Raw genomic sequence first — 24,716 nt, forward strand, 5'->3', positions numbered from 1 at the left:
CCTTATTGCGCTGTTACCGTTAATGTCATTGGTAGTTCATAAGTTCCTGGTTTTTGATATGCTGGAATAGTCTGGTTTAATCGAACGTTCCGTAGCAAAAATGCGCACCCCAATTGGTTAGTTGACCCGCTGCTGCTCATCAACGTAACGCCGTTAGCCGTAGCAGTCCCTACCTTAAATTGAGAATCAACGCCCTTTGATATTCCTGATATTTGGCAAGTTGAACCGCTCAATGAACTACCCGAAGCTAAGACAGATGATGCGCCAAAATTGACAGACAGAAATCCCTGATCGCCATTAGTGCCGTTGAACATATACGATTCCGTACCACCAGTTCGCTTCCACTTGGCGGTCGCGCCGTCAGATGCCGACAACACAACACTCCACCCAGAGCTGGTCTGTGTATTCGTCACTTCAATTTGCTTCGAGCTTGAGTTGGACAAGAGGGCGCTGGTGGCTACGCTGCTATTACTTATAGTCGAGTTGCCAAACTTCGTACCAGTATCCGTAATTGTAGCGCCAGCATTATCTCTAAAACGAATATCTAACGACCCAGGAGCAGTCTTAAATTCTGGATACATTGTGTAGCTATCAATGCTAGATCCAGGAGCGACAGTCGTGTCAGTTGCTACACGGACGCAATAATTTTCGTTCCTATCAAGCCCTTTATCGACAAGCGCCAAATCCCACACACCCACTTCGCCAGCAGATATTTTTTGCGCATTCGTGAACGTTCCAGCCACTCCGCTTTTTCTCACCAGACTTTGAGGTCGAGAAGCGATAGCTCCTGCCGGCAATTCTGGATCAGTCGAGTTGCTATTGATATTAGTGCCGTCAGCGGGACCGCTCGCAGAATAAGCAAGTTTTGACACTCCGGTCACGACTTGCCAATCTGAACTACTTACCGCCGAACAAGTTGCCGTGCTACCCTTTTTTGCATATTCGACACGCAGCTTCATTGACGAGGATTCAACGGCTCCCCCTGGAGGTGCTATTAGCGCAGGACGCATGACAGGACTATTACTCGACTGGCCATTCCCTATCTGACCCTTGTTATTATTACCCCAACAATACATCTCACCTGTACGTAAAGCGCATAAAAAGTCTTTACCTGCATACATAGAAGTTTCACCGGAACTCGTAAATGGAACATTCACTTTTACAGGGGCGGGCAAATATCCCGTAATAGACCCGTTACCCATTTGACCCTTAGAATTAGCACCCCAACAATAAATTTCGCCAGTGTTTAATACCATACACGTAAATTCGCCACCAGCGTAAACATTTTTAACAGTCTTCCCTCCAGAAAGGATACTACTACCAAAAGAAACTCTTGAAGCAATATTTCTATAGCCCATTGCTGTAACACCCAACTGACCCTTGGTATTTTTTCCCCAACAATACACTTCTTGACCGCCAAAAATAACAGCACAGGCATGTGAATCACCAGCAGATATTGACTCAACTTTTTTTCCATTAAAACCTTTGACTTCAGTAGGATATTGAGTTCTACCAGCAGCAAGTCCTACTCCAGTCCTTCCCGTAATATTAGACCCCCAGCAGAATGCTGTGCCTTCAACTGTCGAAGCACACGTAAATTTATCTCCTGCAACAACCTGTTTAACCGATTCCGTCCCAAAGTTATTCATATTAACTGCTGTTGGCGTGGTTGAACCTAAGAGTACGTCACGACCTAATTCTCCATTTACACCTCTACCCCAACAGTACAATTTTCTCTCCGAGTTAAGCGAACAAGTATGCTCATTACCTGCCGCAATTTGAGAGACGACTGTGGTTGCGAATTCCCTAACTGGATATGGAGCATTCCTCTGAACTATACCATTATCCCCTAGTCTTCCAGCCAACCCATAACCCCAGCAATAATCTTTATCGTCAGAAGCAATTACGCAAGTGTGATAATAACCAGTAGTAATCTGTTTTATAGTCTTACCGTTGAGTACGTCTTGTGTATATACAGGTACTGGGACCGTTGATGAGGTGGTTGAATTAGTACCAAGAACTCCATATTGACCATTACCCCAACAATAAACACTATCATCCGACATAATGGCGCAGTTATGCTCATACCCGCTTCCGTACTCAGCTAATTTTTTAAAATATACACTCTTATTTTGCAGACCAACCCTCAGCCTAAAATCAGCGCCGACTTTTGGTAATGTGGCAACGGTGTTGGTATTTGCCAACGGACTGCCTGGATTAATACCATTGGACGATTCGTATAACCGATAAGAAACTTGCTCCACTTCAACCTGCTTGCCACCACTAGGAATAGTCGCACGACTTTGTTGCGAGATCAAAAACATAAATCCTAAAGCTGCGCTAACGACAATAAAACCGCCAAGAATAAAAAATCTCTTGGCTTTACGGTCTTTTATTATTGATAACGTTCTATTATGTTCCATAGTGGTGGTATAAATTGAGCATAAATATACGTCATAAATATAACATAAGCACTTTATATAAAGCAAGCAAAACTAGAACAATTGGCTGCCGAATTTGGCGATTATCGCGACAATTACCACGACAACCAACGATATTATAGTAAGCACATCATATCCACCACCAACGATCTTCTGCGCACAACGACAAGAGATATTTTTCTGTAGAACATTATAGCGCGTCAAACCGAGTATAATCATCAGCATTCCAAGATCCAAGGTCAAACACCATGGACAAAGTACACCAATTTCAACGTAGCTCATATAAAACATCCAAATAGCAAATATCATTCCGATGATAGCACCAGCCTGCGCCGCCTGCATAAACCACTTCGGAAACTTTGCTCCCGCCAACAACGCCACTGCAATTGTTACCATAACAGGCAAAGTCATCACGCCGATAAAACTGTTTGGAAATCCTAAAATAGCCGCCGACCAATGATTCGCCACCGCCGAACAGCTCAGAGCCGAGCTAAAATCGCAACTTAATACAGCATGAGAGTTTTTTGCTAGTTCTAAGGCTTCAATAGACAATACGAATGACGCCAATAACCCTAAACCACTACCGACAAGCATTATAAACGCCGCCAAATTTTGCTTTTTCAAATCTTCGTGGAATAACCAGTTTTTGATTTTACTAAACATAAAAACTCACTTCGCTAATTGTTGGTAGTGGCAAGCCACGCCAAAGGTTCTGCAGTTGACCACTGTCGCTCAGCGCGATAATTGTTGGGTATTCCACAATGTCATACACTTCGCAAAAATTATTGCCTTCCACAGAATCAGGACTCATTTCCTCTAAAACCTGACCAGTTTGTCGGCTAAAATCACGCAAAAAGTCTGAGACTTGACGCGCATAATCGCTTTCCGAACGATAAATCACAACTACTCGCATTATAATTCCCGCTCGCCCTTACTGCGTCGCTTTGCTAAAATCTCCACAAAATCATCCAACGTCTTAAACTCGTAAAAAACGCTAGCAAAACGAACATACGCCACTTCGTTGCGTTTTTCTAGCTCGTCCAAAACTTGATCGCCAATCTGTTTTGACGTAACTTCCGATTCGCCCAGCGCGTATAAAGAGTCTTCAACCGCCGTAATGATATTATCGACTTCCTCATCAGACTTAAAGAATTTTCCGACCGAACGGCGCGTAGAATTCGCCAATTTCACTCGGTCAAACAGTTCGCGATCGCCGTTTTTCTTTATCACCGCTAGATTCGGTTTTTCAACTCGCTCATACGTAGTAAATCGCTTGCCATCTGGGGTTTCCCTGCGACGTCGAATTGCGGCACCGTCAGAAACTTCGCGTGATTCAATAACGCGACTATTGCCGATATTAAATACCATTTTATCTACTCCTTGTTCTTCTTTCGTCGCCTCAGAAATGCCGGCGTATCGTCCTCATCATCGTCAGCTTCAACGGTTGGAGTTTCCCAAATATTAGTTTCTGGTTCAGCTGCAAAACTTTCGGCAGGTTCTTCCTTATCCAACTCTAGGTCAATATTTTTAACCATTTCGTCATCAACTTCTGTTTCGGCGGGTTTCGTGTCGTCGCCTACAGTCAAACTAACTTCCTGCTGGCGGAACGTATCACTATCAAATCCTGTCGCAATCACCGTAATAACCAGCTCGTCTTCCATCTCCGGCTTCAAAGTCGCACCAAAAATAATGTTGGCATTCGGACTAACAGCGCTAGTAATAATTTCTGCGGCTTCTTGAATTTCTGCCATACTCATGTCGTAGCCGCCAGTTACATTGAATAGCACACCCTTGGCGCCATCAATCGACACCTCAATTAGCGGACTTTCAATAGCTTGTTGCGCCGCCTGAACCGCTCGGTCATCACCACTCGCTCGCCCGATTCCCATTAATGCCGAACCAGCATTACTCATAATCGCCTTAACGTCAGCAAAGTCAAGGTTAATCAAACCATGCTCAGTAATCAGTTCAGAAATACCCTGAACACCCTGCCTTAAAACATCATCGGCAATCTTAAATGTTTCTAGTAGCGGCGTTCGACGATCAATCGTTTGCAACAATCTGTCATTTGGAATAGTAATCAAGGTATCAACCTCGCGTCCCAAGTGAGAAATCGCCCAATCCGCGTTAACTCGGCGCTTTTCACCCTCAAAGCTAAACGGTCGAGTTGCCACGCCAACCACCAAAATACCAAGCTCGCGTGCCACTTCTGCCACGACATAGCCAGCACCAGAACCAGTTCCGCCACCAGCACCAATTGTCACAAATACCATGTCCGCGCCTTCTAGCGCTTCCCTGATTTCGTCACGAGATTCATTAGCCGCAGCCTCGCCGACAGTAGGGTCAGCACCAGCGCCCAAACCATTAGTTGCGTCACGACCAAGGTGAATTTTTATGTCAGCCTTCGAATTATGCAACGCCTGAGCATCCGTATTCATAGCAATGAACTGAACGCCAGTTAGACCAGCGTCTTTCATTCGGTTAATAGCTGAACCACCAGCGCCGCCGACACCGACGACTTTTATGCTGGCAAATGTTTGAACTTCACTTGGTTGTATTTGCGGCATATATTCCCTCTCTTAATCCTTACATAAAGTATATCATTTATTTAAATCTAGCGAAAATATTTTTGAGTAAACCGCCAGCTTTTTTAGTGACATCATTTGCGCCAACTATCGGTTTTACCTGCTGCGAAATGCCCATAGAGTCAATCAACATCAGACCAACCGCAGCCGAAAATTCCGCACCTTTTACTTCATCGCTAACTCCGCTATAGCCAGCCGGAACACCCAAGCGTGCCGCCACACTCAATTGATCTTTCGTGAACTCCACCATACCCTTGACTTTCGCCGCACCGCCAACCAGCACAACGCCGCTCGGCAGTTTTCCTAGTCGCCCAGCTCGCTTCAATTCTTTAGCAATTGCTTCAAAAATCTCTTCATATCGCGCTTGGACAATCTCGTCAATTTCTTCTTGGTTAAATTTATATGTCTGCTTTTCAACCTTCGTTTCAACTTCGCCCAAAACGTCGCCGCCAAATCTCGCGTTCGCCAATTTCACAACTTCCGCGATTTCCGGATCTGTCCTAAGCCCAATAGCCAAATCATTCGTTACATTCTGGCCGCCCATTGGGATAACCGCCAGATGTTGCAAATCGCCCTCTTCGTAAATGGCAATTCCTGTAGTTGCCGCACCAAAATCAATCACCGCAACGCCATTTTCACGCTGACTTTCCGTAAGAACGGATTGAGCTGCCGCCAAAACCGACGGAACAACAGACACAGCCTCAACCTTAGCCATTTCCGCCGACTTCTGTAAATTAGTAATGTGTGGAACCAAACCAGACACGACATTCGCCCTAATTTCCAGACGCGCGCCAGTCATACCAATTGGATCTTTAATATTATCCTGACCATCCAGCCTATACGCGTGCGCAATAATATCTAAAATCTCTCTATTCTGTGGCACTTTTCCAGTTGTAGCAACTTCCTCCAGCCTTAATATATCATCGTGCGTAACTTCATTATTAACGGTTCCAACGGTAATCATTCCGTCGGCTTTTGTACTCAATAAATGAGATCCGTTAATACTCAACGTGGCTGCGTTAATCTGATGGCCGCTCATTCGCTCAGCTGGTTCCAGCGCCTTATCAATAGCCTCAGCTGGACCGCTCAAATTCGTTACAGTCCCCTTTCGCATTCCGCTATTCGGCGCTTCACCGACGCCAACAATTTTTGGCGCACCATTTTCTGCGTCAATATAACCAACGACACAGCGCACGTTTTTCGTGCCAATATCAATTCCTACCACATATCGAGATTGCTCCTGCATAAGCTCTATTATACAGGTTATGCCTATAATTTGGCAAGCGAATTAGCCTAAAGCTTCGTCAGAATTTCAGCGCCAGTTTCGGTAATCAATACCGTATGTTCAAAATGCGCACCCAGACTGCCATCTTTCATGCTAATTGTCCAGCCGTCGCTGTCGGTAATAATTTTTTCGCCGCCCAAGCTCGCCATCGGTTCAATTGCAATTGTGTCGCCAGCGTGCAACATCGGGCCAGTTCCTCGCCTGCCGTAATTCGGAATTTCTGGCTCCATATGCATACTCAGCCCCACGCCATGACCAACTAGTTCACGAATTATACCAAGTTTAGCCTTCTTCAACACAGCTTCCACTCCCGCTGAAATATCACCAACTCGCGTTCCATCGCCAGTTATCGCGTCAATTCCCGCATACAAACTCTGCTCTGTTGCGTGCAATAAATGTTTCTTCGCACCCTTAGGCTCTTCATCAACAACCATAGTAAAAGCACTATCCGTTTTCATTCCACGATAGCCAATCACCAAATCGAAACTGACCACGTCGCCCTTTTCAAAAACATATTCGGTCGGGAAAGAATGCACCAATTGCTCATTCGTCGATATACAAATCACTCCCGGGAACTTCACTTCGTCCGTAAGATAAGTCGCCTCTGCGCCAAAATCTTTAATTCGCTTGGCTACAAAATCATTAGCGTCCAGCTCACTCATTCCAGCCGTTACGGATTTTTTCAACTCATCATAAATTGTCGCAAGCATTTTGCCGCACTCGCGCATATCTTTCATCTGTTGCGGCGTTTTTTCTCCGGTGATCAATTGGCTCATTTTACGCCCTCAACAATGCCGCGACTGACCAGCTCTCTCTCAATTTCATCATGAACTTGCCCGACAGTTCCAACGCCGCTCATATGTACAATTGGAACACCATTGTCATTTAGATAATCCAGAATTGGGTAAATTTCACCTCGATAAATACTGAGTCGTTTGTCAATTGCCTCAGGCGTGTCGTCAACTCGACCGCGAACCCTCAAACGCTCCAAAATTTCATCGCGCGGAACTTCCAGCACAATCACCAACTTAACGTCTTTTCCGTGATGTGAACGCGACTCAATCAGCCATTTAGCTTGTTCTAATTGTCTTGGATAGCCGTCCAAAATTACACCATTAATATCCTTAGCTTTATTAAGAGCCTCGCCCATCAAGCCGTTGATGGTTTCCATCGGCACCAGTTCGCCAGATTGCATACGATGAATCAATTCGCCATCGTGAGTGTCGCGCAATAACTGTCCAGCGCTAAGCCAACGCCAACCATGACGCGCCGCTAAAATCTGCCCCTGCACACTCTTACCAGCACCCGCCGGCCCAAAAAATACAATCATTTTTCCTCCTATTTTGTGAGTTTTTCTTTAACAATTTTTGCTACCAACGCGCCATCCGCAGCATTGCCGACCTTACTTTTTACCGCGCCAATAACTTGTCCCATTTTCTGAATTGAAACATCATCCATATTCGCAATAGCTTCTTCTACAATCTTTGAGATTTCCGCTTCACCAAGTTGCTCTGGCAAAAATTCTCGTAAAATTTCCGCTTCTTTTTCTTCAGGTTCCGCCAACTCTGCACGGTCATTCTTTCGATATAAATCCGCACTTTCGACGCGCTTTTTCACTTCTCGAGCAACGACTTTTTCAATTTCAGCATCATCCAAGCCGTCTCCTCGCTTGCCCAAAGAAACTTCTTCGTTTAAGATTGCTGCCTTTAGATTACGCAAAACATCACCACGAAAACGATCGCCGCTCAATAGAGCGGCTTTCATTTCACTAGTAATGCGCTCTTTTAGCGCAGACATTAACGCACCCCTAGGCGCATTTTTGCCGTTTTTTCAGCTCGTCGCTCGCGGCGAATAATAGCTTTTTTACGACGCTCGGTCTTTGAAATTGGTTTTTCAAAACGCATAACGCTCTTAGCGCGAGCCAAAACACCGCTTTGTAAAACCCTGCGGTTGAAACGACGAATGATATTTTCGTTCGCTTCCTTCTGATCTTTACGTGTTACTTGTACCATACTGCAAACATTATAACAGATGAGAAAGTATTTGCCAACTAGATTATCCCTTCACCTTCTTTGACGTGAGATTTAATACCTCACCATCAGGAGTAAACGTAATAGTATAAGTGGTCACATCAGCCCGTATATGCCTATTACAGTCAAATCTGTGTTCTGTAACAGGGATCTTGGCAGTATACGTACCATCATCATTTTCAGAAATTTTAACTTTGGCAAGGTCACAAGGAATATTTTCTGGCAAAGCCGAATCGCCAGGAACTTCTCCATTCGCATCACTGGATAAAGACAATTGAACGCCATTATTTATCTCATACATTACGTCCTTTAGGGAAATTAAGTGACCAGCAGCTGCTACTAAAGAACTCAAGCTAGAAGCTTCATTCAAATGTTCAGCGAATTCCTTATGTTTACCCGCTACGTCATCATACTCTTCTTTAAGATCCGCTAAGGCTTTGCCAGGCAGCTCCGAGCGTGTATCTTCGTGATAATTAGTCAGTAACTTTAGCGCTACCCTCCCCAGGCTAGTATGTGTATCTTTCTGATATATAATTTCACTGCCGCTATTAGAAAACTCCATATTACCAAACCTCCCAAAAAATCCTTCCTTCCACCCAAAAATATTAATACACTCTAATAATATATTTACTCTATACGGAACGCAACTATTACGCCTAAGCCAAATACAACAATCGCCCTTCAACCGACTTCATTCCCTGCCACTCATTTATGGTTGGCTGAAACCATGCAGACGCCACATCTCCCGCCTCTCGGAAAAATTCCTCTGGTGCGTTAAATGCCAACATTTGCAGCGTAATATTATTTTTATCACGCAAGGTCAATTTCACGTGTTGCCCGTCCACACCCATTCTCCTCACACTCAAAACCGTCGCTTTGGTTATCTTCAATATAGGCTCCGCGTTACCATTGCCAAACGGCTCCATCTTTGCCAAATTATCAATCAGCTCTTCATTAATTCCCGAAAAATCGTCGATCTCCACGTCAGCCCTCGGCAGCAAATATAATTCCTGATTTTTTAATTGTAACGAATCGTAAAACTCATTCACTCGTCGCCTAAAATCGTCGATTCTCTCGGTCGCCAGCGTCACACCCGCCGCCGCTCCGTGACCACCACCTTTAATAATGATGTCGTCAGCTGCACGAACCGCGTCAGCCGCGGAAAAATCACCAAAACTTCGCGCCGAGCCCGTAGCCTCGTCACCACGCTCGCCAATTATAAAAACCGGCTTCTTATATTTTTCAACCAACTTTGACGCCACAATGCCAATGACTCCGTGATTCCAATTTCCGCTATTCACCACCAAAACTCGATCATCAGTCATATTGTCCGCCTGCTGGCAAGCTTCGTCAAAAATCTCATCCTGAATACTGCGACGTTTGATATTCAATTCTTCCAGCTTTTCGCTAGCCTCCAACGCCTCCAGTCCATCACTCGCCGTCAGCATATCCAGAGCATATTGCGCCGTTTCCAGCCTACCCGCCGCGTTCATTCGCGGACCCAGACCAAATCCCAGATGTCTAGCATTAACCTTCTCTGGATCAATTCCCGCCACCGACATCAACGCCTTCAAACCAGGACGCCTCTGCTTTTTCAAAACCTCCAAGCCCCAATAGACATTCGCCCTATTTTCATCCGCCAACGTAACTATGTCGCAAACCGTTCCCAGCGCCACCAGATCCAATAGCCACTTCTCGTAACCATCTGGCAACCCGTCCAGCTCAGTTTGCAGAGCCTGAACTAATTTAAACGCCACGCCCGCACCACACAAATCGCGGAACGGATATTTATGACCAGGAAACTTCGGATTAACTGCAGCAACGCTCGGCGGTGGAGTCTCGGCAACATTATGATGATCAGTCACTACCGTATCAATCCCCAAACTCGATGCATATTCAATTTCCGCATGACACAAACTTCCCGTATCAACTGTGACAATTAAATCCGCGCCCATATTTCGCACCTTATCAACGGCGCCCATCGTCATTCCGTAACCCTCAACAAACCGGTTCGGAATAAATGCACCAACTTCCTTAAAGCCAAACTTGCCAAACGCATCCAATAAAATTGCCGTTGCACTCAGCCCATCAATATCGTAATCGCCGTAAATAACAATTTTCTCACCCTCAGTGTGCGCCTTTTTCAAGCGGTCCACCGCTTTTCTCATATCTGGTAATAAAAACGGATCATGCTTTACTGACGCGTAATTCGGATGCAAAAATTCCTCACGCGCCGCACGCGTAGTCAAGCCTCGAGCCGCTAAAATTTTCTCAAATAATGTCATTAGTCTTTATCAGCCATGCCGCGCTTTGATCGCGCTGAATATTGCTGAGATTTAATCACCATACTTTGCAATTCCTTAAAAATTGGGAATTGTTTATTAGTGAAATACGTACGTGAGTTACCTTGCTTTTCACTCTGCAAAAATCCAACCTTTTCTAATCGCTTCAACTCTCGCTGAATATTTCCGGGATCTTCCTTAATTAGCTTTGCTAACCCGCGAACATGTGTGTGAAAATCAGGATACTTAGCGTATACTACTACAATTTTTCGCCGCACCCTAGATGTAATAAAAACGTCTAACATAACCTCCCTAACGCATCTTTCTTAATTAAAGTTTATCACAATTTTACAACACCCGACAAGTTTTTTACTTCCAATTCAAAATAACCTGATTAATTTTCGCTATCGTTTCCTCTTTGGACGGCAATATATTATCCTCATAATAATGATTTAATCCCATAAAATTCTCCTTCACATCCAAGATATGCATTTCATCAACCGTCATGTGCAATTTATCCACCGCTGCCACGCCACAAAACGGCACCGCAATCACCAATTTCTCAATCCGAACTGACTTCAGAAAACTCAAAGCCACGTCCAAAACCGACAAATCATCACCAAAACCATCACTCGCCAAAATCACCACCCGATCCTTCAACATATCCTTATCAATGATTCCACCATCGCCCAAAAGCCTATTCATTTTCTGATGAGCCTCGCGCTTTTTCTCTTCCAGATAACCGTGAAATTCACTAGTATATTCATTAATTTCACCGTCAGAAAATTGACTATTATACGTAAATTGCCCAGACTGCGACATCGCCCCGATGCTTAAACTTTCCCCAGGAATCTCAATCCCCTCGCTAAGCAACATCATAAGAACACAATGAAGTTTCACTGCAATTTGCTCACCAATCAGCACGCCACCTTCGCCAATTGCAACCACCGCGCAGTTTTCATAGCGATACTTTTCCAGTACTTGATCAGCCAGAATTGCCCCAGCCTGCGAACGACTCTCAAAATACATATGCTTATTTTAGCATTTTTTTCGCGATATAATATGAACATGCATTACTATTTGGTTTCGCCAACAAGAATCGTCCGCGCCGATGCAAGTTCGTTTACGTATTCTTCGGAAGAAAGACTGCCGACCGGAATGATTGTTGCTATAGAAATCGGCAAAATCAATGCTATTGGTGTAGTTCTACAAGAAGTTCGCCAACCAGATTTTGAAGCCAAGCCAATTAGTAAAATCGTTGAAGAATATCCCTTGCCAATCGAACTCGTTCAGACTGCTATATGGATGAGCAAATATTACGCCACACACCAAGCGACTGTCTGGCAAACAATTTTACCCAGCGGATTATCCAAAAAACGTCGCTCAATTAACCAGTCCACCCCAGTTAATCCAGCAGAAAATCGAACAAAAAATGTATTCACAGATGAGCAAAAATCAGCCCTCCAGACCATCGAAAATCTCCATTCCGGGACAGTGCTTTTACATGGCGTAACTGGCTCAGGAAAAACCCTAGTGTACATAGAAGCCGTCAAACAAGCCTTAGAAGAAGAGCGATCGGCGATAATTTTAGTCCCCGAAATTGCCTTAACCTCACAACTAGTTGCCGAATTTTCCGCTCATCTGCCAAATGTTATTGTTACTCATTCCAAGCAAACCGAAGCTCAACGATATGCAACCTGGAAAAGAGTTATTGGCTCAAATGATCCAGTAGTAATCATCGGTCCACGGTCTGCCCTTTTTGCGCCCGTGCAACAACTTGGACTTGTGGTAATTGATGAGTGTCATGAACCGAGCTTCAAGCAGGAGCAGTCTCCTCGATATTCAGCTCTTCGCGTCGCCTCAGTTCTTACAAATCAACATCGCGGCAAGCTAATTTTAGGTAGCGCCACCCCAGCAGTCGCCGACTATTACATTGCCAAAAAATCAAACACACCAATCATTACAATGACAAAACCAGCAAGACCAGACACCGTTCGCCCCAACGTGACGCTGGTCGATATGACAAAGCGCAACAATTTTACTCAACATCAATTCCTCTCCGACCCACTCTTGAAATCTATAAACACAGCTCTATCAAAAAATGAGCAAGTTCTTATTTTTCACAATCGACGCGGCACGGCATCAATCACATTATGCGATAACTGCGGCTGGCAGGCTGGTTGTCCACGCTGTTTTATTCCGCTCACTCTGCACGCGGATAGTCATAAATTGTCATGTCACATTTGCGGTTTTTCGATCAAAGTTCCTACTAGTTGTCCTGAGTGTAAAAACGCCGACATCATCCACAAAGGTATCGGAACTAAGCGAATTGAAGACGAATTACAGAGGTTATTCCCGAACAAAAAAATTGCTCGATTTGATAAAGACACCGATTTGAAAGCTACCGTGGACGAGCGTTATGATGAACTGAAAAATGGCGAAATAGATATAATTATCGGCACGCAAGTTATCGCCAAAGGACTAGATTTACCACATTTAACAGTCGTCGGGGTCGTTCAAGCTGACACCGGACTTTCTCTCCCTGACTATTCATCGCCCGAACGAACATTTCAATTGCTCGCCCAAGTCGTCGGTCGCGTCGGCAGGTCAAGCACGCCAACGGAAGTCGTCGTCCAATCATACCAGCCAAGTCACCCATCCATCACAAACGGACTCTCTCAAAACTATACAGAATTTTATCAAAGAACTATATCCCAACGACAAAAAACCAACTTTCCACCTTTTACTTACTTATTAAAACTGACTTGCGTTTATAAAACCGAAGCCGCCGCCATAAGGAACGCTAAAAAATTGTCCGAACTATTAAAATCCAATTTTGACAACATTGAAGTTTTTGGACCAACGCCCGCTTTTTATGAACGCGTCCGCGATACATATCGATGGCAAATCGTAATAAAAAGCCCCAAACGACAAGAGCTTCTTGACGTCTTAAACTTCCTGCCATCGTCACACTGGCAGTACGAGCTTGACCCTGTAAGTCTACTGTAATTTCTGGTATAATTATAACAATGACAAAAGACGATATTATCACATTACCAAATCCACATCTTCGCCAAAAATCATCAAAAATCCACGTAGTTACTAATGACGTTGTAAAACTGGCAGACGAAATGACCGCAGCCGCACTGGACTGGGAAGACTCCAGACCTCACGAGATTAGCGCTGCCCTCGCTGCAGTTCAAGTCGACAAATTAGAGCGTGTTGTGATTGTTCGAGCCGACTTTGAAAGAAAATCAACTCGCGATTTCATCACTCTTATCAATCCAGAAATCGTGAAATATGAAGGCGAAGTTGTTGAAGATTTCGAGGGATGCTTAAGCGTTAAAAGCATTTACGGAAAAGTTCCTCGCTACAGTAAAATTCGCGTAAAAGCCATGAATTTAGATGGCGAAGAAGTGCGAATTAAAGCCGAAGGATTTTTGGCACGCGTATTACAGCATGAGATAGACCACTGTAATGGATTAGTTTTTATAGACCATATTAAGGATAAAAAAGACGCTTTTTATACGCTCGATGAGAAAGGCGAGTTGCAACCGTTAGATTATGACAAAGATATCGCCGAAAATAGTATTCTTTGGAACTGAAAATTACAGCCTAATTACCCTAGAAGCTCTCGTCGAAGAGGGATTTAACGTTGTTTGTGTTATCACCAAACCCGACACCAAGCGCGGTCGCGGACACAAACTTACTGAACCTCCAGTAAAAACATTCGCTAAATCTCACAATATTCCAGTTTTGCAGCCAAGCAAAGTCAGCGAAATTACCGACTATATAAAACAACTTCAGCCAGTAACGGGAGTTTTGGTTGCATACGGAAAAATCATTCCCCAGTCAATTATCGACTTATTTACACCAGGAATTATCAATGTTCACCCTTCTCTACTACCAAAATATCGAGGACCTTCACCCATTGAATCAGCCATAGTCAACAGAGATACCGAAACTGGCGTATCAATAATGCAACTTGATAGTAAAATGGATGCCGGCCCCATATACACCCAAACTCGACAAGCCCTCACTGGAAAAGAAACAAAGTTCGAATTATACGACAAATTATTTCACGATGGCACTTCTCTGCTAATAAAAAACCTACCAGACATCATCAATGGGAGTCTTCAGCCAACACCACAGGACGATTCTCAAGCTTCATATTGCCAATTATTAAACAAGGATAACTCATGGCTCGATACGGAACGTATGACCGCCGCCGAGGCTGAAGCCCACGTCCGCGCACACCTCGGGTTTCCGCGTAGCCGAATGACAATTGACGATCGAGATATCATTATCACGAAATCTCATTGCGACAAAACTCCGAATTCTCATCTTGATAAAAAATTTGCCGACGGCAACTATTTAATTATCGACGAGCTCATCGCACCCAGCGGAAAAACAATGACCGCAGAAGATTACCTAAGAGGCTACAAATAAAAAAATAACCCCACACGAGGGGTTATTTTATCATCCGTATAAAATTACGCTTGGACTGAACCTAAAATAGCATCTTTATTCGCTATAATTTCCTTCTTAAGATCAGCCATCACCGCAGCCACAACGTCACGATAATCTGGTCGATTGACCTCCAGCCACTTAGTAGCTGCAAACTCATCCTTCAGACGCGGATCGTCAACAGGCAAACCTGAAGCTTGTGACATTTTCTGTAACATCGGTTCCTGTTGATAATTAGGCGCGTGTTTCATCAGAAAATCATCCACAGCACCCGGAGTTTTATCAATAATTCCTGCAAACTCCTCCAGCTGAGCATCGCTCATTCCTTGACTCAATCGTTCGCCAACTCGAAGCTCTAACTCGCTATAAATATGCTGCAACAACGATTTTTGCTGATCTTCCGGCAGCTGGTCCAGCCCCAATTCTTTAAGAAATTCTTCATTCAGTTGGAACATAGTCCTCCTTTTCTTTCGTCTATATGATTAAGTTAAATTATACCAGTAACTGTTTAATATTACTATCCGCGAATCATATTCAGCGCGTCATTGTATAATTTTTGTAGCTCAATCATAGTCTCATTCATCGAGGCTTGAACAATTTCCATTAAATTAACACCATTATTTGCGCACCAATTCAATACTGCAGAAACATCGTCGCCATCCAGTAATCTCATAAACTCATCCAGCCTCACTTCGCCAACAGCCAGTAAAATCTTCCTTGTAATCTTATCCTGTACACTGTTAGCGACGTCTTCCCTCATTTGCTCTTTTTTATCTGCAGGCAATGATCCAAAACCAGCCTGTGCTAAGAATTCGTCAGTAATTTCAAACATTTTTTATCTCCTTGTTTATTTTTATATTTTACCTATTAAGCGTATTTATTCAATACCTTCAATACGTCAGCAGTAACGCTAGATCCGTCAACTTTCATCCAAACTGATCCGTCAGGGTTATTAAACCATTCCACGGTGTGACCATTAGCCATGGCTTTATCGGCCAGATTATGAAGTTGATCCATTGCGTTTGCGTCACCAAACTTCTCGGCAGCCCAGTCCCAAGGATAGTCGTAAGAATTGAAGTTTGATGTATCTGGATTAATATTATTTACGATTGTTTTGGCAATAGAGTTGTCCATAGAAGATGCGCCGCTAGGCTGCTGTGGTATTTGCCCACTACCAGATTGTGGAGGTGTTGTAGTGTTACTCTCAGCCCCAGTAGCGTGCGCAGAGTTAGCCCAGTCACCGGCAAATTTACCAGCAAAACCACCCAAGGCAAAACCAGCACCATACTTACCTAATGACGATCGTACTTTCTTACGCAGGGCATCCTGCCTCTCTATACTCACATCCTTAAGATTGTCAATCGATACATTGACTGCATGCTTCATAACATCGTCAATTTTCATGTTAGCCACAGTATCCTTAAATGAAGGATCTATAGCTTCAAGACTGTCGTCATCTATGCGATCTTCGCCACGACGCTCTTCCAGAACAGCTTGCTTTGTTGCTCCAGCAACTCCTAATTCCGTTACAATACCGACAGCCGTAGTAATAGGCCATCCAGCGAAGGTTGCTGTAGTAGCACCTACCGCAAAACCAGTACCGCCCAACTTCAACAACTGAGCAATCCTACCACCCTTATTAAACCATTTACCAACTTTAGCGGCAGCTTTCTTAAATTTACCACGATCATCAAGCATGTCGTCATACTTATCTGTCGTCATTCTTGAGGTTTCTTGCATACTTGCAAACGCCGCTTGACCCATTTCCGCTGCTAATTCAGCCTGCTTTTCTGGATCCTGTTTTGCTGCTTCGATTTTATCAGCAAACTTAAGACGCATGTATTCCAATTCGCACTGCTTCAATTGTTCCGTAGCAGCTTCTAATTCAGCTTGGCGCTTCTTTCCACCAAAGAACCTCTTAAAGAAGTGTGATTCAACGGCAACGCTCGCTTTAGCGAATCTACTTCGAGCAATCTTAAGATTAGTAGCAGCTTCATATGTCTTCAAATCAATCTTCTCTGTTGGGGTGTCATCAACATAAGTTGCGCCTTCGGAATTCAAATCTTCAACCCGCTCATTCTTCTCTGGTTTATCGTCGCCATACTCCGCTTCATCATACTCATCACCAAGATATTTATCTCGCATAGCCTGTTCGTATGGCGTTAAGCCTTCTGGATTATCATTCTTCTCTGGTTTATCGTCGCCATACTCCGCTTCATCATACTCATCACCAAGATATTTATCTCGCATAGCCTGTTCGTATGGCGTTAAGCCTTCTGGATTATCACCAGACTTCATTTCTTTACCTTCATTAGAATCTTCTAGCGTCGCTGATTCTCCTAGAGCATTAACCTTCCTCTTTTCAGTTTTCGATTCATTCGCGCCAGGTTTTGAGGTATCAGTAGAGCCTTCTGAAGCTCCAGTTGGATTTTCGGGATTACCAGGAAAACCAAGCTTTCCCATCAATCCCTTATCATTTTCAGGCCTTTTTGCGTCCGCGCCTATGCGTTTAGCATACTCTTTTCCTGTCGTTACTACACGACTAGCTGCTCTCATTACAGCCTCTCCTATACGCCCAGGCAAACCTTTATCACGACGCTTTGCAGAATCATATTCACCTACTACTCTAGGTATTCTATATTTATCTGATTGGTTCTTGTCCATTTTGTGGTGGTTTCCTTTCGCCTTCTGCACGCAGAATGGCAATAAACTTATGTATATTTAAGATACTATCATAAATACATAAAAAAGTCAATACTTAGAACAGTTTACCCCAGAGTTTTCTTCACTAATTCCCTAGTAAAGAACTCCAATTTGTCGCCAATTTCTAAGGTAATCTTTTTCTTCGTCCTGAGGCTCAACCCACACATTTCGCCTTCAAAGACCTCTTTTGCCTCTTGTTGCTGACGCTGCACAGAAGAAACTTCCACTTCAGCAATTTGTTCTCCGCCACGCTTTACGCGCGCCAGCAAGTCCTTAGCGACTTTACCGCGCTTCATTTCACCGCCGGCAATCACTTCTTCGCGCATCGTCCTAAACACGCCCTTAACCTCCAGCTCACCAATTTCAGTTTCAACGATTTCTGGCGCTAGCAAAGCCTCCATTGAAGCCTTAGCGTCATCCAACAATTCATAAATTACCTTAAAAATCCGCACTTCCACATGTTCACGCGCCGCCAACCGCTTAACTGCTGGTGGCAAATCGACATTAAAGCCATAAATCACCGTATTTTCACCGACCGCTAAATGAATATCGTTCTCAGAAATATTGCCAACACCAGTTCCAACAACATGGAGCTCAACTTCGCCATTCGTATCAATCAGCTTCAAACTATCAACCACAGACGTTACCGAACCCTGAACATCGGCCTTAACGATTACGTTAAATTCTTCCGCATCAAGTTTCCGATTCATCATCTTAAGAATATCTGCGCCAGTAACATTGGTTGTGGCTGCCATTCTCTCCTGTTCAATTTTAGCCTTTTGCGCCAAATTGCGAGCTTCTTTTTCGCTCTTCGCAATCTCAAATCCATCACCGAATTGTGGCAATTCCTTAAATCCGGTCATATTCACTGGCATACTTGGACCGGCATCTTTAACGGTTTTACCACGGAAATCTTGAAGCGTTCGGACTCGCCCGTAAGCCGTCCCAGCAACCAAATAATGACCAGGTCTCAAATGACCATTTTCCACCAATAAACCAACCACGGCACCACGACCAGTTTCCATGTGCGCCTCAATAACCAAACCTTCAGCAGGAACATCTTCATCCGCACGTAAATCTTCCATATCCGCCACCAATAAAACCATATCCAAAAGCTTATCTAAGTTCTGACCGGTTTTTGCGCTAACCTCAACCATCACAGTATCGCCACCCCATTCTTCAGGGTTCAAACCATGCTCAGATGCCAATTGAGTTTTTACTAGTTGCGGATTAGCTGCTTCTTTATCAATCTTATTAATTGCCACCACAATTTTAGCGTTAGCTGACCTAGCAAATCGAATAGCTTCAACAGTCTGAGGTTTAACTCCATCATCCGCCGCCACCACGATAATCACCACATCAGTCAGTGTAGCTCCGTGCTGTCTTAGCGCCGCAAAAGCCTCGTGACCTGGAGTGTCCAATAAAGTGATAGTCCGTCCGTTGCGCTGAGCTTGATAAGCGCTAATATGCTGAGTAATGCCTCCGGCTTCACTAGCCGCTGTTTTCTTATCAAGAATCGCATCTAGCAAACTCGTTTTACCGTGGTCAACATGCCCCATCACAGCTACAATTGGTGGACGAGGAACTGCCTTGTCTGATAATTTGTGCGCATGGTGATGAATTTCCGCAGAAACCGTCTTTCGCTTCAGCTGCACATCCAGCCCCAATTCTTCAACAATAATCTGTGCAGTCTCAAAATCTAGTCGCTGATTAATTGTCGCAGCGATTCCGTTTTTAAACAATTCACCAATCAGCGTAGTTACTGACAATCCCAGAGTTTCGGCCAACTCGCCAACCGTTACCGAATCCGCAATATTGACGATTTTTTCTGCCATAATAAGCTCCTCTCACCTCTGGGCGTAACTACGCTTCAGGGGATTTGTATTATTTTTTCTTTGATGATTTACCGAGTGAAAGAGAAATCTTACGATTTTCCTTATCGATATCCAAAACTGTAAATTCTTTACGCTCGTTCAATGTAAATACTTTTTCAGGATCAGTACCGTCACCGCCAAGCTCTGACACGTGAACCAAAGCTTCAACCGCTGGACTTAACTGTACGAATGCACCAAATGGAGTAATTCGGGTTACAGTTCCCTCAACTTTTTCACCAGGCTTAAATTGCTCAACTTCATCCAACCATGGATCTTTGGTCAATTGTTTCATGCTCAAGCTCAAGCGCTCTTTGTCGATTGCAATAATCTTAGCTTCGATAGTTTGACCAACTTTTACGTAGTCAGATGGGTTATTAACACGCTCCCAGCTAATTTCTGAGATGTGAATCAAACCTTCAATACCTTCAACGTTAACGAATACGCCAAAGTCAACAACACCTGTAACAACACCTGTAACTGTGTCGCCAATTGCCAACTTCTGGAATCGCTCCGCCAAGCCTTCTTTAACCGCCTCTTTTTCAGAGAAGATCAATTTGTTAGCTTTTCGGTCAGCATCCAAGATTCGCGCCTTGATATCTTTCTTTACCAAGCTATTCAATCGTTGCAAGATTTCGTCCTTGTCGCTAGAACCTACACGAGGATAGTGTTCAGCTGACAATTGCGATACTGGCAAGAATCCGCGAATACCTTCGTATTCAACCAATAGTCCACCACGGTTAGCATCGTATGGCACAACTGTGATGATTTCACCAGATTCCAATTTAGCCATAACTTCATCCCAACCACGATCTTTCGCAGCCTTGCGCAATGAAAGTAGCGAATAGCCATCTTCCAATTCAGTATCAATTACGCTAGCAATTACTGAATCGCCAACATTGTAGTTCTTTGAAAGGCTAACTTCGCGGCGTGGAACCAAGCCAACACCCAAAGGTCCTAAATCGATTAAAATTTCGTGCTTCTTTACTGATAAAACAGTACCGTCAACTGTTTCACCGACAGTAAGTTGTTTAACACTATCGCCTGCTTGAGCCAGCAAGTCATCCATTGTAATTTTGGCATCTGCCATAAGTCTTCTAAAGACCCCTTCCTTAAAATTGATATTATTCTTCAGGGACATAATAAAAATATCCCCACAGATTATCACAATTATATCACAACAGATAGATAGAAGTCAAAGCTAGATAAGATAGCGAGATCGCTGATAAGCCACCGTTAAAAACGCCAAAATACCAAAAGTTACTGCAGAAATAGCCACATCTTCTGGTCCAGTTTTTGGCAATCCTTTATCAGATTGCTTAGAAGGAGTAGATGGAGCTGGCGTTGTAGATGATGGTGATTGTTGAGACTGAGAAGATTCAGACGCAGGAGTTGTCTTTTTTGGCTCTTCAGTCTTTACGTCGGTTCGCGCCTCACCTCTTCCACCCGACTGACCATTCGTTTTTTGATCTGCAGACTGCTGAGATGTGCTGTTGTTTTGTGAATTCTTATTGCTATTATCTGATGCTACCAAATCGCTAGAAATTGGTGACCCATCTTGCGACAAATTATTCTGCCTAATTCCATAAAGAACAGCCAAAGATATAGCCACTAAAATAGCGCCTACTACTACAAAAACTCCAATTGATCCAGCCTGATTTACTCGCTTCATATTATATCTCCACTCAAATTTTCTTTATTATATCATAATGACCTCTTATAAGTAAAGCTGGTGATATAATAAATATATGATTATTACGGTTGACACAGGTGGGACCAAAACATTAGTAGCCAGCTTTGACGAGGAAAAAAATCCTAAGCATATCATTAAATTCCCCACCCCTAAAAACGTAGACCAATATATTCAACGCGTCGCCGATCAAATTCACCTGATTACGAATGATAAGCCAATTGACGCAATTTCCATAGCCCTGCCAGGAGTAGTCAAAGACGGCATGGCAGTGTGGTGTCAAAATCTCGGTTGGAAAAATCAACCTATCCGCGAGCTGCTTTCCCGATACTTTCCTAATATACCAATATTCATCGCAAATGACGCCAATATGGCAGGACTGGCAAGTATGCTCAGATTGCCCAAAACTCCCAGATGCGGTCTATACATCACCTTAGGAACCGGCGTTGGCACTTCCCTAATCCTGAATGGGAATCTGCATAAAGAGCTTAGCGATTGCGAAGGTGGACATATGTCCTTAAATTACAATGGCAAGATTACCACTTGGGAAGAGATTGCTGCGGGTAGAGTTTTACAGAGAATTTTTGGCGAATTATCATCAGACACACCCCTGGAAGTCTGGGAAGAGGTCGCCAATAGGATAAAAGCTGGATTGCAACCGCTCATTGCCTTTACACAACCAGATGTTGTTGTTATTGGCGGGAGCGTGGGAGTATTCACATCCTATTTTTCAGATATTTTAAGCGGTCTTCTGGCAGAAAACTTACCCGCCGCCATATCAGTACCAAAAATAATCAGCGCTCCCAACCCAGAAGAAATTGTATTATACGGATGCTACGACAATGCCATTAGTCAGCTTGCCTCAAATTGAACACGATTTTCCAGAACTGCAGTTCAAGGAGGGCGAAGTATTTTCCTGGAATCCTAATTCGCAAACAATCTATTACGAAAAATTAGATTCACAAGAAGACTTAGTGCAACTTTTACACGAAATCGCCCACGCTAAGCTTGGTCATAAAAATTATCAATATGATGTCCAGCTGATCGAAATGGAAAGATCCGCCTGGGAGTACGCCGTTGATACTTTGGCGTCAAAATACGGCTTAACCCTCAGTATGGACGACGATAATATTCAAGATTCTTTGGATAGTTACAGGGACTGGCTACATAAACGCAGTCTTTGCCCTCAGTGTGGCGCAGTTGGATTACAGATCGCTTCCTCATCTTACAAGTGTATTAATTGCCACTCAGAATGGCGCGTAAATCAGGCGAAATCCTGCCAACTTAAAAGATATCAAATAAAATAAGCCTCTCATACGGAGGCTAATTTTAAGAGATTGGAGCGGTCTTATTCTGCAATTTTTTGTACTGTTTTCTTAGTACGGCGTGAAATGCGTCCGCCCTTAGCACCAGCGATACGAGCCAAAGCTGGATTTGCAGCAAAGCCACCAGTTCGACCGTTTTTACCGCCCTTACGTCCGATTTTTGCGTAAAAATCTGGATCGCGAGCTAGATTTTTTTGAGCAGCCTTTAAGCCGCCAGCCTTTGTTCCTGCCATAGGAAGGTTTTCCTCCATTTTTAAAAAAGATTTCCACATAAATTTAAATGGAAACCCTCACCTTTATATATCACACATGATATGTGTTATGTTTATATGCTAGCATATTACTAATACTTTGTCAATATTTACATAAGTAGTTTTTTATTGTGAATAAAATATTGCATTTTACTGACGCGTTAGCTATACTAATAAAGTCAGTTACTGACGGCACCTGTTGGAGCTTTAGAAATTATGAGTTCCACCACAAAAAATTCTCGTTTTCTGCGAGATTCGAGAAGAAAAATATCCTATCACATAGAGGGATATTTTTTATTGCAGATTTATTCTAAAACTCTCTTAATAGATTATCTATCCTAATCTGAGATTCTTGCGTTAGTTCATTTTGCAAGCCAATCCAGGCGTTAATAGCCACGGTAAATCTATCCCTGGCTATAGTAAACTGGTCGCTATCTTTCTTTTCGTTAGCCGACTTCAAATCACGCACAGCCAATAAAATAGCGTCTATTCTCTTCATCACTAACTTACGTAAGTCGACCTCGTCTTCTCTGTACTCCAACCTCTTCTTTACGCCAGTCCATATTTTCTCCATAGCAATAAAGTCATTTTGCTTGGTCTTCGATAGGCTATCTGACACCATACGTATTTCACCGCTCAATTCCTTATCAAACTCCATAAAGCTAACAATCTTCTCCATACTCTGTATAGTTCGGTTCATCTTCTCTACCGATTCATTACATTCTTCTGAATACTTTTTAAATCTAGTATTAACGTTCTTCTGCCAAGATACAAAAAATACTACATCGCAGCTTCGGCGTTTATTTTTTAAATCAGCCAAATATTCGTTCAATTTTTTAGCGGATAATTTATCTTTTTGCAAATTAATAAACAGCGAACTCTCCACTTCATTAGTATTTTTTGTTACACTTTGAACATTTTCCCAAGATTTCCAGCTCACAAATCCATATGCCAATATCATTATCAGCGTTATAAAACTCATGACAATAGCCAATTTAAGTGTGCGATGATTTTTTATCAATTTCATAGTTCTATCCCCAGCGTAGTTGACCATAATTCACTATCAAGCGGCCAAGGATTAAAAGCACACCCCTGTAAATCAATTGACTGCTGCTGCATAACCGCCGCTGGATTATTAACCCCAGAACAATTCAAATGCCCATGCCCCAACCAATGTCCAACTTCATGATTGATTACCATATGTCGATAATTACGAATATCACCACCCGCTTTATTCCACGCTGTAGTCGCGCCAGACCATCGATTATCATTGATAATGACAGAAGACCCGACTCGACAACTCCAATCCGCGTCACAACCTGATGAGAACGAGGACATTAATTCAGCTTGCGACAGAACTAAATTGAAGCTCCCGCTCTCTTTCACTTCTTTAAAAACAATTCCCATACGCGCCCAACCTCGATTGTCGTTTAAGGTTTCGTTTACCTGTTTCGAGAATTCAGACAAATTTGATCGGACATTACCCTTTGTTGATATTGTGTATGTGACTTCTTTTTTCACCCCAGAATTTGATTTTTTTGACGATTGAGATGCGGAGTGCCAATCTGGAATCTGAATATCTGGCGCTTTAAAGCCTGATAAAGAAGAGGGAGATTTTATTTCAGAGAAAATTTTAGCACTAATCGCCTTCTTCGCATCACTCTTATTCTCATTGGGTGCCGTTATATTAACCGTTGGCGTTAGGGCAACAGCAATCGCCATACCGCCAGTAGCCACCCTGCACACTATACACATACTTATATTCTATCACCCACCAAAACATACC

At 43.4% G+C, this 24,716-nt stretch carries 28 protein-coding genes; 5 read left to right on the forward strand and 23 right to left on the reverse strand.

The window, feature by feature from the left end; translation table 11 throughout:
• Nucleotides 1-2: 2 nt before the first annotated feature.
• The 14 genes from LRM42_RS02145 to LRM42_RS02210 all read right to left on the reverse strand — a co-directional run bounded on the left by LRM42_RS02145 (nucleotide 3) and on the right by LRM42_RS02210 (nucleotide 11,652).
• Nucleotides 3-2,423: an RCC1 domain-containing protein gene (locus LRM42_RS02145; protein ID WP_243816578.1), complete on the reverse strand. Its 2,421-nt coding sequence runs from the start codon at nucleotides 2,421-2,423 to the stop codon at nucleotides 3-5.
• 72 nt (nucleotides 2,424-2,495) lie between these two features.
• The gene (locus LRM42_RS02150) at nucleotides 2,496-3,104 is read right to left on the reverse strand and encodes a vitamin K epoxide reductase family protein (protein ID WP_243816579.1); all 609 of its coding nucleotides are present in this window, start codon (nucleotides 3,102-3,104) and stop codon (nucleotides 2,496-2,498) included.
• Entirely contained in the window at nucleotides 3,097-3,354 is a 258-nt protein-coding gene (locus LRM42_RS02155; RefSeq protein ID WP_243816580.1) for a hypothetical protein, read from the reverse strand. Before LRM42_RS02155 ends, LRM42_RS02150 begins: the two co-directional genes overlap by 8 nt.
• A complete protein-coding gene (nrdR, locus tag LRM42_RS02160; protein WP_129632309.1) occupies nucleotides 3,354-3,809 on the reverse strand; it encodes a transcriptional regulator NrdR in 456 nt (151 codons plus the stop codon). The genes LRM42_RS02155 and nrdR overlap by 1 nt, the downstream gene beginning before the upstream one ends.
• 5 nt (nucleotides 3,810-3,814) lie before the next feature.
• Nucleotides 3,815-5,008, reverse strand: a complete 1,194-nt coding sequence (gene ftsZ / locus LRM42_RS02165) for a cell division protein FtsZ (RefSeq protein ID WP_243816581.1) — start codon at nucleotides 5,006-5,008, stop codon at nucleotides 3,815-3,817.
• A 37-nt stretch (nucleotides 5,009-5,045) separates the two neighbouring features.
• On the reverse strand, nucleotides 5,046-6,272 hold the full coding sequence (gene ftsA, locus LRM42_RS02170) for a cell division protein FtsA (protein WP_243816582.1): 1,227 nt from the start codon (nucleotides 6,270-6,272) through the stop codon (nucleotides 5,046-5,048).
• Nucleotides 6,273-6,319: 47 nt separating this feature from the next.
• The gene (map, locus tag LRM42_RS02175) at nucleotides 6,320-7,087 is read right to left on the reverse strand and encodes a type I methionyl aminopeptidase (RefSeq protein ID WP_129744655.1); all 768 of its coding nucleotides are present in this window, start codon (nucleotides 7,085-7,087) and stop codon (nucleotides 6,320-6,322) included.
• On the reverse strand, nucleotides 7,084-7,641 hold the full coding sequence (locus tag LRM42_RS02180) for an adenylate kinase family protein (RefSeq protein ID WP_129634944.1): 558 nt from the start codon (nucleotides 7,639-7,641) through the stop codon (nucleotides 7,084-7,086). Before LRM42_RS02180 ends, map begins: the two co-directional genes overlap by 4 nt.
• 8 nt (nucleotides 7,642-7,649) lie before the next feature.
• Complete coding sequence (locus LRM42_RS02185; protein WP_243816583.1) at nucleotides 7,650-8,108, reverse strand: GatB/YqeY domain-containing protein; 459 nt, start codon at nucleotides 8,106-8,108, stop codon at nucleotides 7,650-7,652.
• Complete coding sequence (locus tag LRM42_RS02190) at nucleotides 8,108-8,323, reverse strand: 30S ribosomal protein S21 (RefSeq protein ID WP_039326918.1); 216 nt, start codon at nucleotides 8,321-8,323, stop codon at nucleotides 8,108-8,110. Before LRM42_RS02190 ends, LRM42_RS02185 begins: the two co-directional genes overlap by 1 nt.
• A gap of 43 nt (nucleotides 8,324-8,366) precedes the next feature.
• Nucleotides 8,367-8,903, reverse strand: a complete 537-nt coding sequence (locus LRM42_RS02195) for a hypothetical protein (RefSeq protein ID WP_243816584.1) — start codon at nucleotides 8,901-8,903, stop codon at nucleotides 8,367-8,369.
• 94 nt (nucleotides 8,904-8,997) lie between these two features.
• Nucleotides 8,998-10,626, reverse strand: coding sequence for a single-stranded-DNA-specific exonuclease RecJ (gene recJ, locus LRM42_RS02200; RefSeq protein WP_243816585.1), 1,629 nt, complete (start codon nucleotides 10,624-10,626; stop codon nucleotides 8,998-9,000).
• A complete protein-coding gene (locus LRM42_RS02205) occupies nucleotides 10,626-10,928 on the reverse strand; it encodes a helix-turn-helix domain-containing protein (RefSeq protein ID WP_129632285.1) in 303 nt (100 codons plus the stop codon). Before LRM42_RS02205 ends, recJ begins: the two co-directional genes overlap by 1 nt.
• A 64-nt stretch (nucleotides 10,929-10,992) precedes the next feature.
• The gene (locus LRM42_RS02210; protein ID WP_243816586.1) at nucleotides 10,993-11,652 is read right to left on the reverse strand and encodes a phosphoribosyltransferase; all 660 of its coding nucleotides are present in this window, start codon (nucleotides 11,650-11,652) and stop codon (nucleotides 10,993-10,995) included.
• Between the two features lie 39 nt (nucleotides 11,653-11,691).
• Here LRM42_RS02210 and priA point away from each other — a divergent pair, with 39 nt between their 5' ends.
• From priA to fmt, 3 genes are read left to right on the forward strand one after another with little or no spacing between them, the layout of a single operon-like run.
• A complete protein-coding gene (gene priA / locus LRM42_RS02215; protein ID WP_243816587.1) occupies nucleotides 11,692-13,632 on the forward strand; it encodes a replication restart helicase PriA in 1,941 nt (646 codons plus the stop codon).
• A 20-nt stretch (nucleotides 13,633-13,652) separates the two neighbouring features.
• Nucleotides 13,653-14,228 (forward strand): peptide deformylase, encoded by a 576-nt coding sequence (def, locus tag LRM42_RS02220; RefSeq protein ID WP_243816588.1) that lies wholly within the window; start codon nucleotides 13,653-13,655, stop codon nucleotides 14,226-14,228.
• The gene (gene fmt, locus LRM42_RS02225; RefSeq protein WP_243816589.1) at nucleotides 14,188-15,072 is read left to right on the forward strand and encodes a methionyl-tRNA formyltransferase; all 885 of its coding nucleotides are present in this window, start codon (nucleotides 14,188-14,190) and stop codon (nucleotides 15,070-15,072) included. Before def ends, fmt begins: the two co-directional genes overlap by 41 nt.
• A gap of 44 nt (nucleotides 15,073-15,116) precedes the next feature.
• Here fmt and LRM42_RS02230 read toward each other — a convergent pair whose 3' ends face one another.
• From LRM42_RS02230 to LRM42_RS02255, 6 genes are all read right to left on the reverse strand, one after another.
• The gene (locus LRM42_RS02230) at nucleotides 15,117-15,545 is read right to left on the reverse strand and encodes a DUF5663 domain-containing protein (protein ID WP_129743837.1); all 429 of its coding nucleotides are present in this window, start codon (nucleotides 15,543-15,545) and stop codon (nucleotides 15,117-15,119) included.
• Between the two features lie 62 nt (nucleotides 15,546-15,607).
• Nucleotides 15,608-15,922, reverse strand: a complete 315-nt coding sequence (locus tag LRM42_RS02235) for a DUF5663 domain-containing protein (protein WP_243816590.1) — start codon at nucleotides 15,920-15,922, stop codon at nucleotides 15,608-15,610.
• A gap of 35 nt (nucleotides 15,923-15,957) precedes the next feature.
• Entirely contained in the window at nucleotides 15,958-17,754 is a 1,797-nt protein-coding gene (locus LRM42_RS02240; RefSeq protein WP_243816591.1) for a hypothetical protein, read from the reverse strand.
• Nucleotides 17,755-17,858: 104 nt separating this feature from the next.
• On the reverse strand, nucleotides 17,859-19,628 hold the full coding sequence (gene infB / locus LRM42_RS02245; protein WP_243816592.1) for a translation initiation factor IF-2: 1,770 nt from the start codon (nucleotides 19,626-19,628) through the stop codon (nucleotides 17,859-17,861).
• Between the two features lie 49 nt (nucleotides 19,629-19,677).
• Complete coding sequence (locus LRM42_RS02250) at nucleotides 19,678-20,754, reverse strand: 30S ribosomal protein S1 (RefSeq protein WP_129635204.1); 1,077 nt, start codon at nucleotides 20,752-20,754, stop codon at nucleotides 19,678-19,680.
• Between the two features lie 111 nt (nucleotides 20,755-20,865).
• Nucleotides 20,866-21,336 (reverse strand): hypothetical protein, encoded by a 471-nt coding sequence (locus LRM42_RS02255; protein ID WP_243816593.1) that lies wholly within the window; start codon nucleotides 21,334-21,336, stop codon nucleotides 20,866-20,868.
• 76 nt (nucleotides 21,337-21,412) lie between these two features.
• On the opposite strand from LRM42_RS02255, the gene LRM42_RS02260 reads away from it, so the two are divergent.
• Both LRM42_RS02260 and LRM42_RS02265 read left to right on the forward strand, forming a co-directional pair.
• On the forward strand, nucleotides 21,413-22,225 hold the full coding sequence (locus LRM42_RS02260; protein ID WP_243816594.1) for an ROK family protein: 813 nt from the start codon (nucleotides 21,413-21,415) through the stop codon (nucleotides 22,223-22,225).
• Nucleotides 22,197-22,661 (forward strand): hypothetical protein, encoded by a 465-nt coding sequence (locus LRM42_RS02265; RefSeq protein ID WP_243816595.1) that lies wholly within the window; start codon nucleotides 22,197-22,199, stop codon nucleotides 22,659-22,661. Before LRM42_RS02260 ends, LRM42_RS02265 begins: the two co-directional genes overlap by 29 nt.
• Nucleotides 22,662-22,702: 41 nt before the next feature.
• Here LRM42_RS02265 and LRM42_RS02270 read toward each other — a convergent pair whose 3' ends face one another.
• The 3 genes from LRM42_RS02270 to LRM42_RS02280 form a co-directional block, all read right to left on the reverse strand.
• On the reverse strand, nucleotides 22,703-22,912 hold the full coding sequence (locus tag LRM42_RS02270; protein WP_129637339.1) for a con-10 family general stress protein: 210 nt from the start codon (nucleotides 22,910-22,912) through the stop codon (nucleotides 22,703-22,705).
• 328 nt (nucleotides 22,913-23,240) lie between these two features.
• Nucleotides 23,241-23,957 carry a hypothetical protein gene (locus tag LRM42_RS02275; RefSeq protein ID WP_243816596.1) on the reverse strand — a complete coding sequence of 239 codons (717 nt, stop codon included), beginning with the start codon at nucleotides 23,955-23,957 and terminating at the stop codon, nucleotides 23,241-23,243.
• Nucleotides 23,954-24,652, reverse strand: coding sequence for a DUF3152 domain-containing protein (locus LRM42_RS02280; RefSeq protein ID WP_243816597.1), 699 nt, complete (start codon nucleotides 24,650-24,652; stop codon nucleotides 23,954-23,956). Before LRM42_RS02280 ends, LRM42_RS02275 begins: the two co-directional genes overlap by 4 nt.
• Between the last annotated feature and the right edge of the window lie 64 nt (nucleotides 24,653-24,716).

The organism is Candidatus Nanosynbacter sp. TM7-075 (genome assembly GCF_022828255.1).
Taxonomy (GTDB): Bacteria; Patescibacteriota; Saccharimonadia; order Saccharimonadales; family Saccharimonadaceae; genus Nanosynbacter.

Coding starts and splice junctions, on each gene's coding strand:
- LRM42_RS02145 (WP_243816578.1), bottom strand. CDS start 2,423: ATGGAACATAATAGAACGTTATCAATAATAAAAGACCGTAAAGCCAAG.
- LRM42_RS02150 (WP_243816579.1), bottom strand. CDS start 3,104: ATGTTTAGTAAAATCAAAAACTGGTTATTCCACGAAGATTTGAAAAAG.
- LRM42_RS02155 (WP_243816580.1), bottom strand. CDS start 3,354: ATGCGAGTAGTTGTGATTTATCGTTCGGAAAGCGATTATGCGCGTCAA.
- nrdR (WP_129632309.1), bottom strand. CDS start 3,809: ATGGTATTTAATATCGGCAATAGTCGCGTTATTGAATCACGCGAAGTT.
- ftsZ (WP_243816581.1), bottom strand. CDS start 5,008: ATGCCGCAAATACAACCAAGTGAAGTTCAAACATTTGCCAGCATAAAA.
- ftsA (WP_243816582.1), bottom strand. CDS start 6,272: ATGCAGGAGCAATCTCGATATGTGGTAGGAATTGATATTGGCACGAAA.
- map (WP_129744655.1), bottom strand. CDS start 7,087: ATGAGCCAATTGATCACCGGAGAAAAAACGCCGCAACAGATGAAAGAT.
- LRM42_RS02180 (WP_129634944.1), bottom strand. CDS start 7,641: ATGATTGTATTTTTTGGGCCGGCGGGTGCTGGTAAGAGTGTGCAGGGG.
- LRM42_RS02185 (WP_243816583.1), bottom strand. CDS start 8,108: ATGTCTGCGCTAAAAGAGCGCATTACTAGTGAAATGAAAGCCGCTCTA.
- LRM42_RS02190 (WP_039326918.1), bottom strand. CDS start 8,323: ATGGTACAAGTAACACGTAAAGATCAGAAGGAAGCGAACGAAAATATC.
- LRM42_RS02195 (WP_243816584.1), bottom strand. CDS start 8,903: ATGGAGTTTTCTAATAGCGGCAGTGAAATTATATATCAGAAAGATACA.
- recJ (WP_243816585.1), bottom strand. CDS start 10,626: ATGACATTATTTGAGAAAATTTTAGCGGCTCGAGGCTTGACTACGCGT.
- LRM42_RS02205 (WP_129632285.1), bottom strand. CDS start 10,928: ATGTTAGACGTTTTTATTACATCTAGGGTGCGGCGAAAAATTGTAGTA.
- LRM42_RS02210 (WP_243816586.1), bottom strand. CDS start 11,652: ATGTATTTTGAGAGTCGTTCGCAGGCTGGGGCAATTCTGGCTGATCAA.
- priA (WP_243816587.1), top strand. CDS start 11,692: ATGCATTACTATTTGGTTTCGCCAACAAGAATCGTCCGCGCCGATGCA.
- def (WP_243816588.1), top strand. CDS start 13,653: ATGACAAAAGACGATATTATCACATTACCAAATCCACATCTTCGCCAA.
- fmt (WP_243816589.1), top strand. CDS start 14,188: ATGACAAAGATATCGCCGAAAATAGTATTCTTTGGAACTGAAAATTAC.
- LRM42_RS02230 (WP_129743837.1), bottom strand. CDS start 15,545: ATGTTCCAACTGAATGAAGAATTTCTTAAAGAATTGGGGCTGGACCAG.
- LRM42_RS02235 (WP_243816590.1), bottom strand. CDS start 15,922: ATGTTTGAAATTACTGACGAATTCTTAGCACAGGCTGGTTTTGGATCA.
- LRM42_RS02240 (WP_243816591.1), bottom strand. CDS start 17,754: ATGGACAAGAACCAATCAGATAAATATAGAATACCTAGAGTAGTAGGT.
- infB (WP_243816592.1), bottom strand. CDS start 19,628: ATGGCAGAAAAAATCGTCAATATTGCGGATTCGGTAACGGTTGGCGAG.
- LRM42_RS02250 (WP_129635204.1), bottom strand. CDS start 20,754: ATGGCAGATGCCAAAATTACAATGGATGACTTGCTGGCTCAAGCAGGC.
- LRM42_RS02255 (WP_243816593.1), bottom strand. CDS start 21,336: ATGAAGCGAGTAAATCAGGCTGGATCAATTGGAGTTTTTGTAGTAGTA.
- LRM42_RS02260 (WP_243816594.1), top strand. CDS start 21,413: ATGATTATTACGGTTGACACAGGTGGGACCAAAACATTAGTAGCCAGC.
- LRM42_RS02265 (WP_243816595.1), top strand. CDS start 22,197: ATGCCATTAGTCAGCTTGCCTCAAATTGAACACGATTTTCCAGAACTG.
- LRM42_RS02270 (WP_129637339.1), bottom strand. CDS start 22,912: ATGGCAGGAACAAAGGCTGGCGGCTTAAAGGCTGCTCAAAAAAATCTA.
- LRM42_RS02275 (WP_243816596.1), bottom strand. CDS start 23,957: ATGAAATTGATAAAAAATCATCGCACACTTAAATTGGCTATTGTCATG.
- LRM42_RS02280 (WP_243816597.1), bottom strand. CDS start 24,652: ATGGCGATTGCTGTTGCCCTAACGCCAACGGTTAATATAACGGCACCC.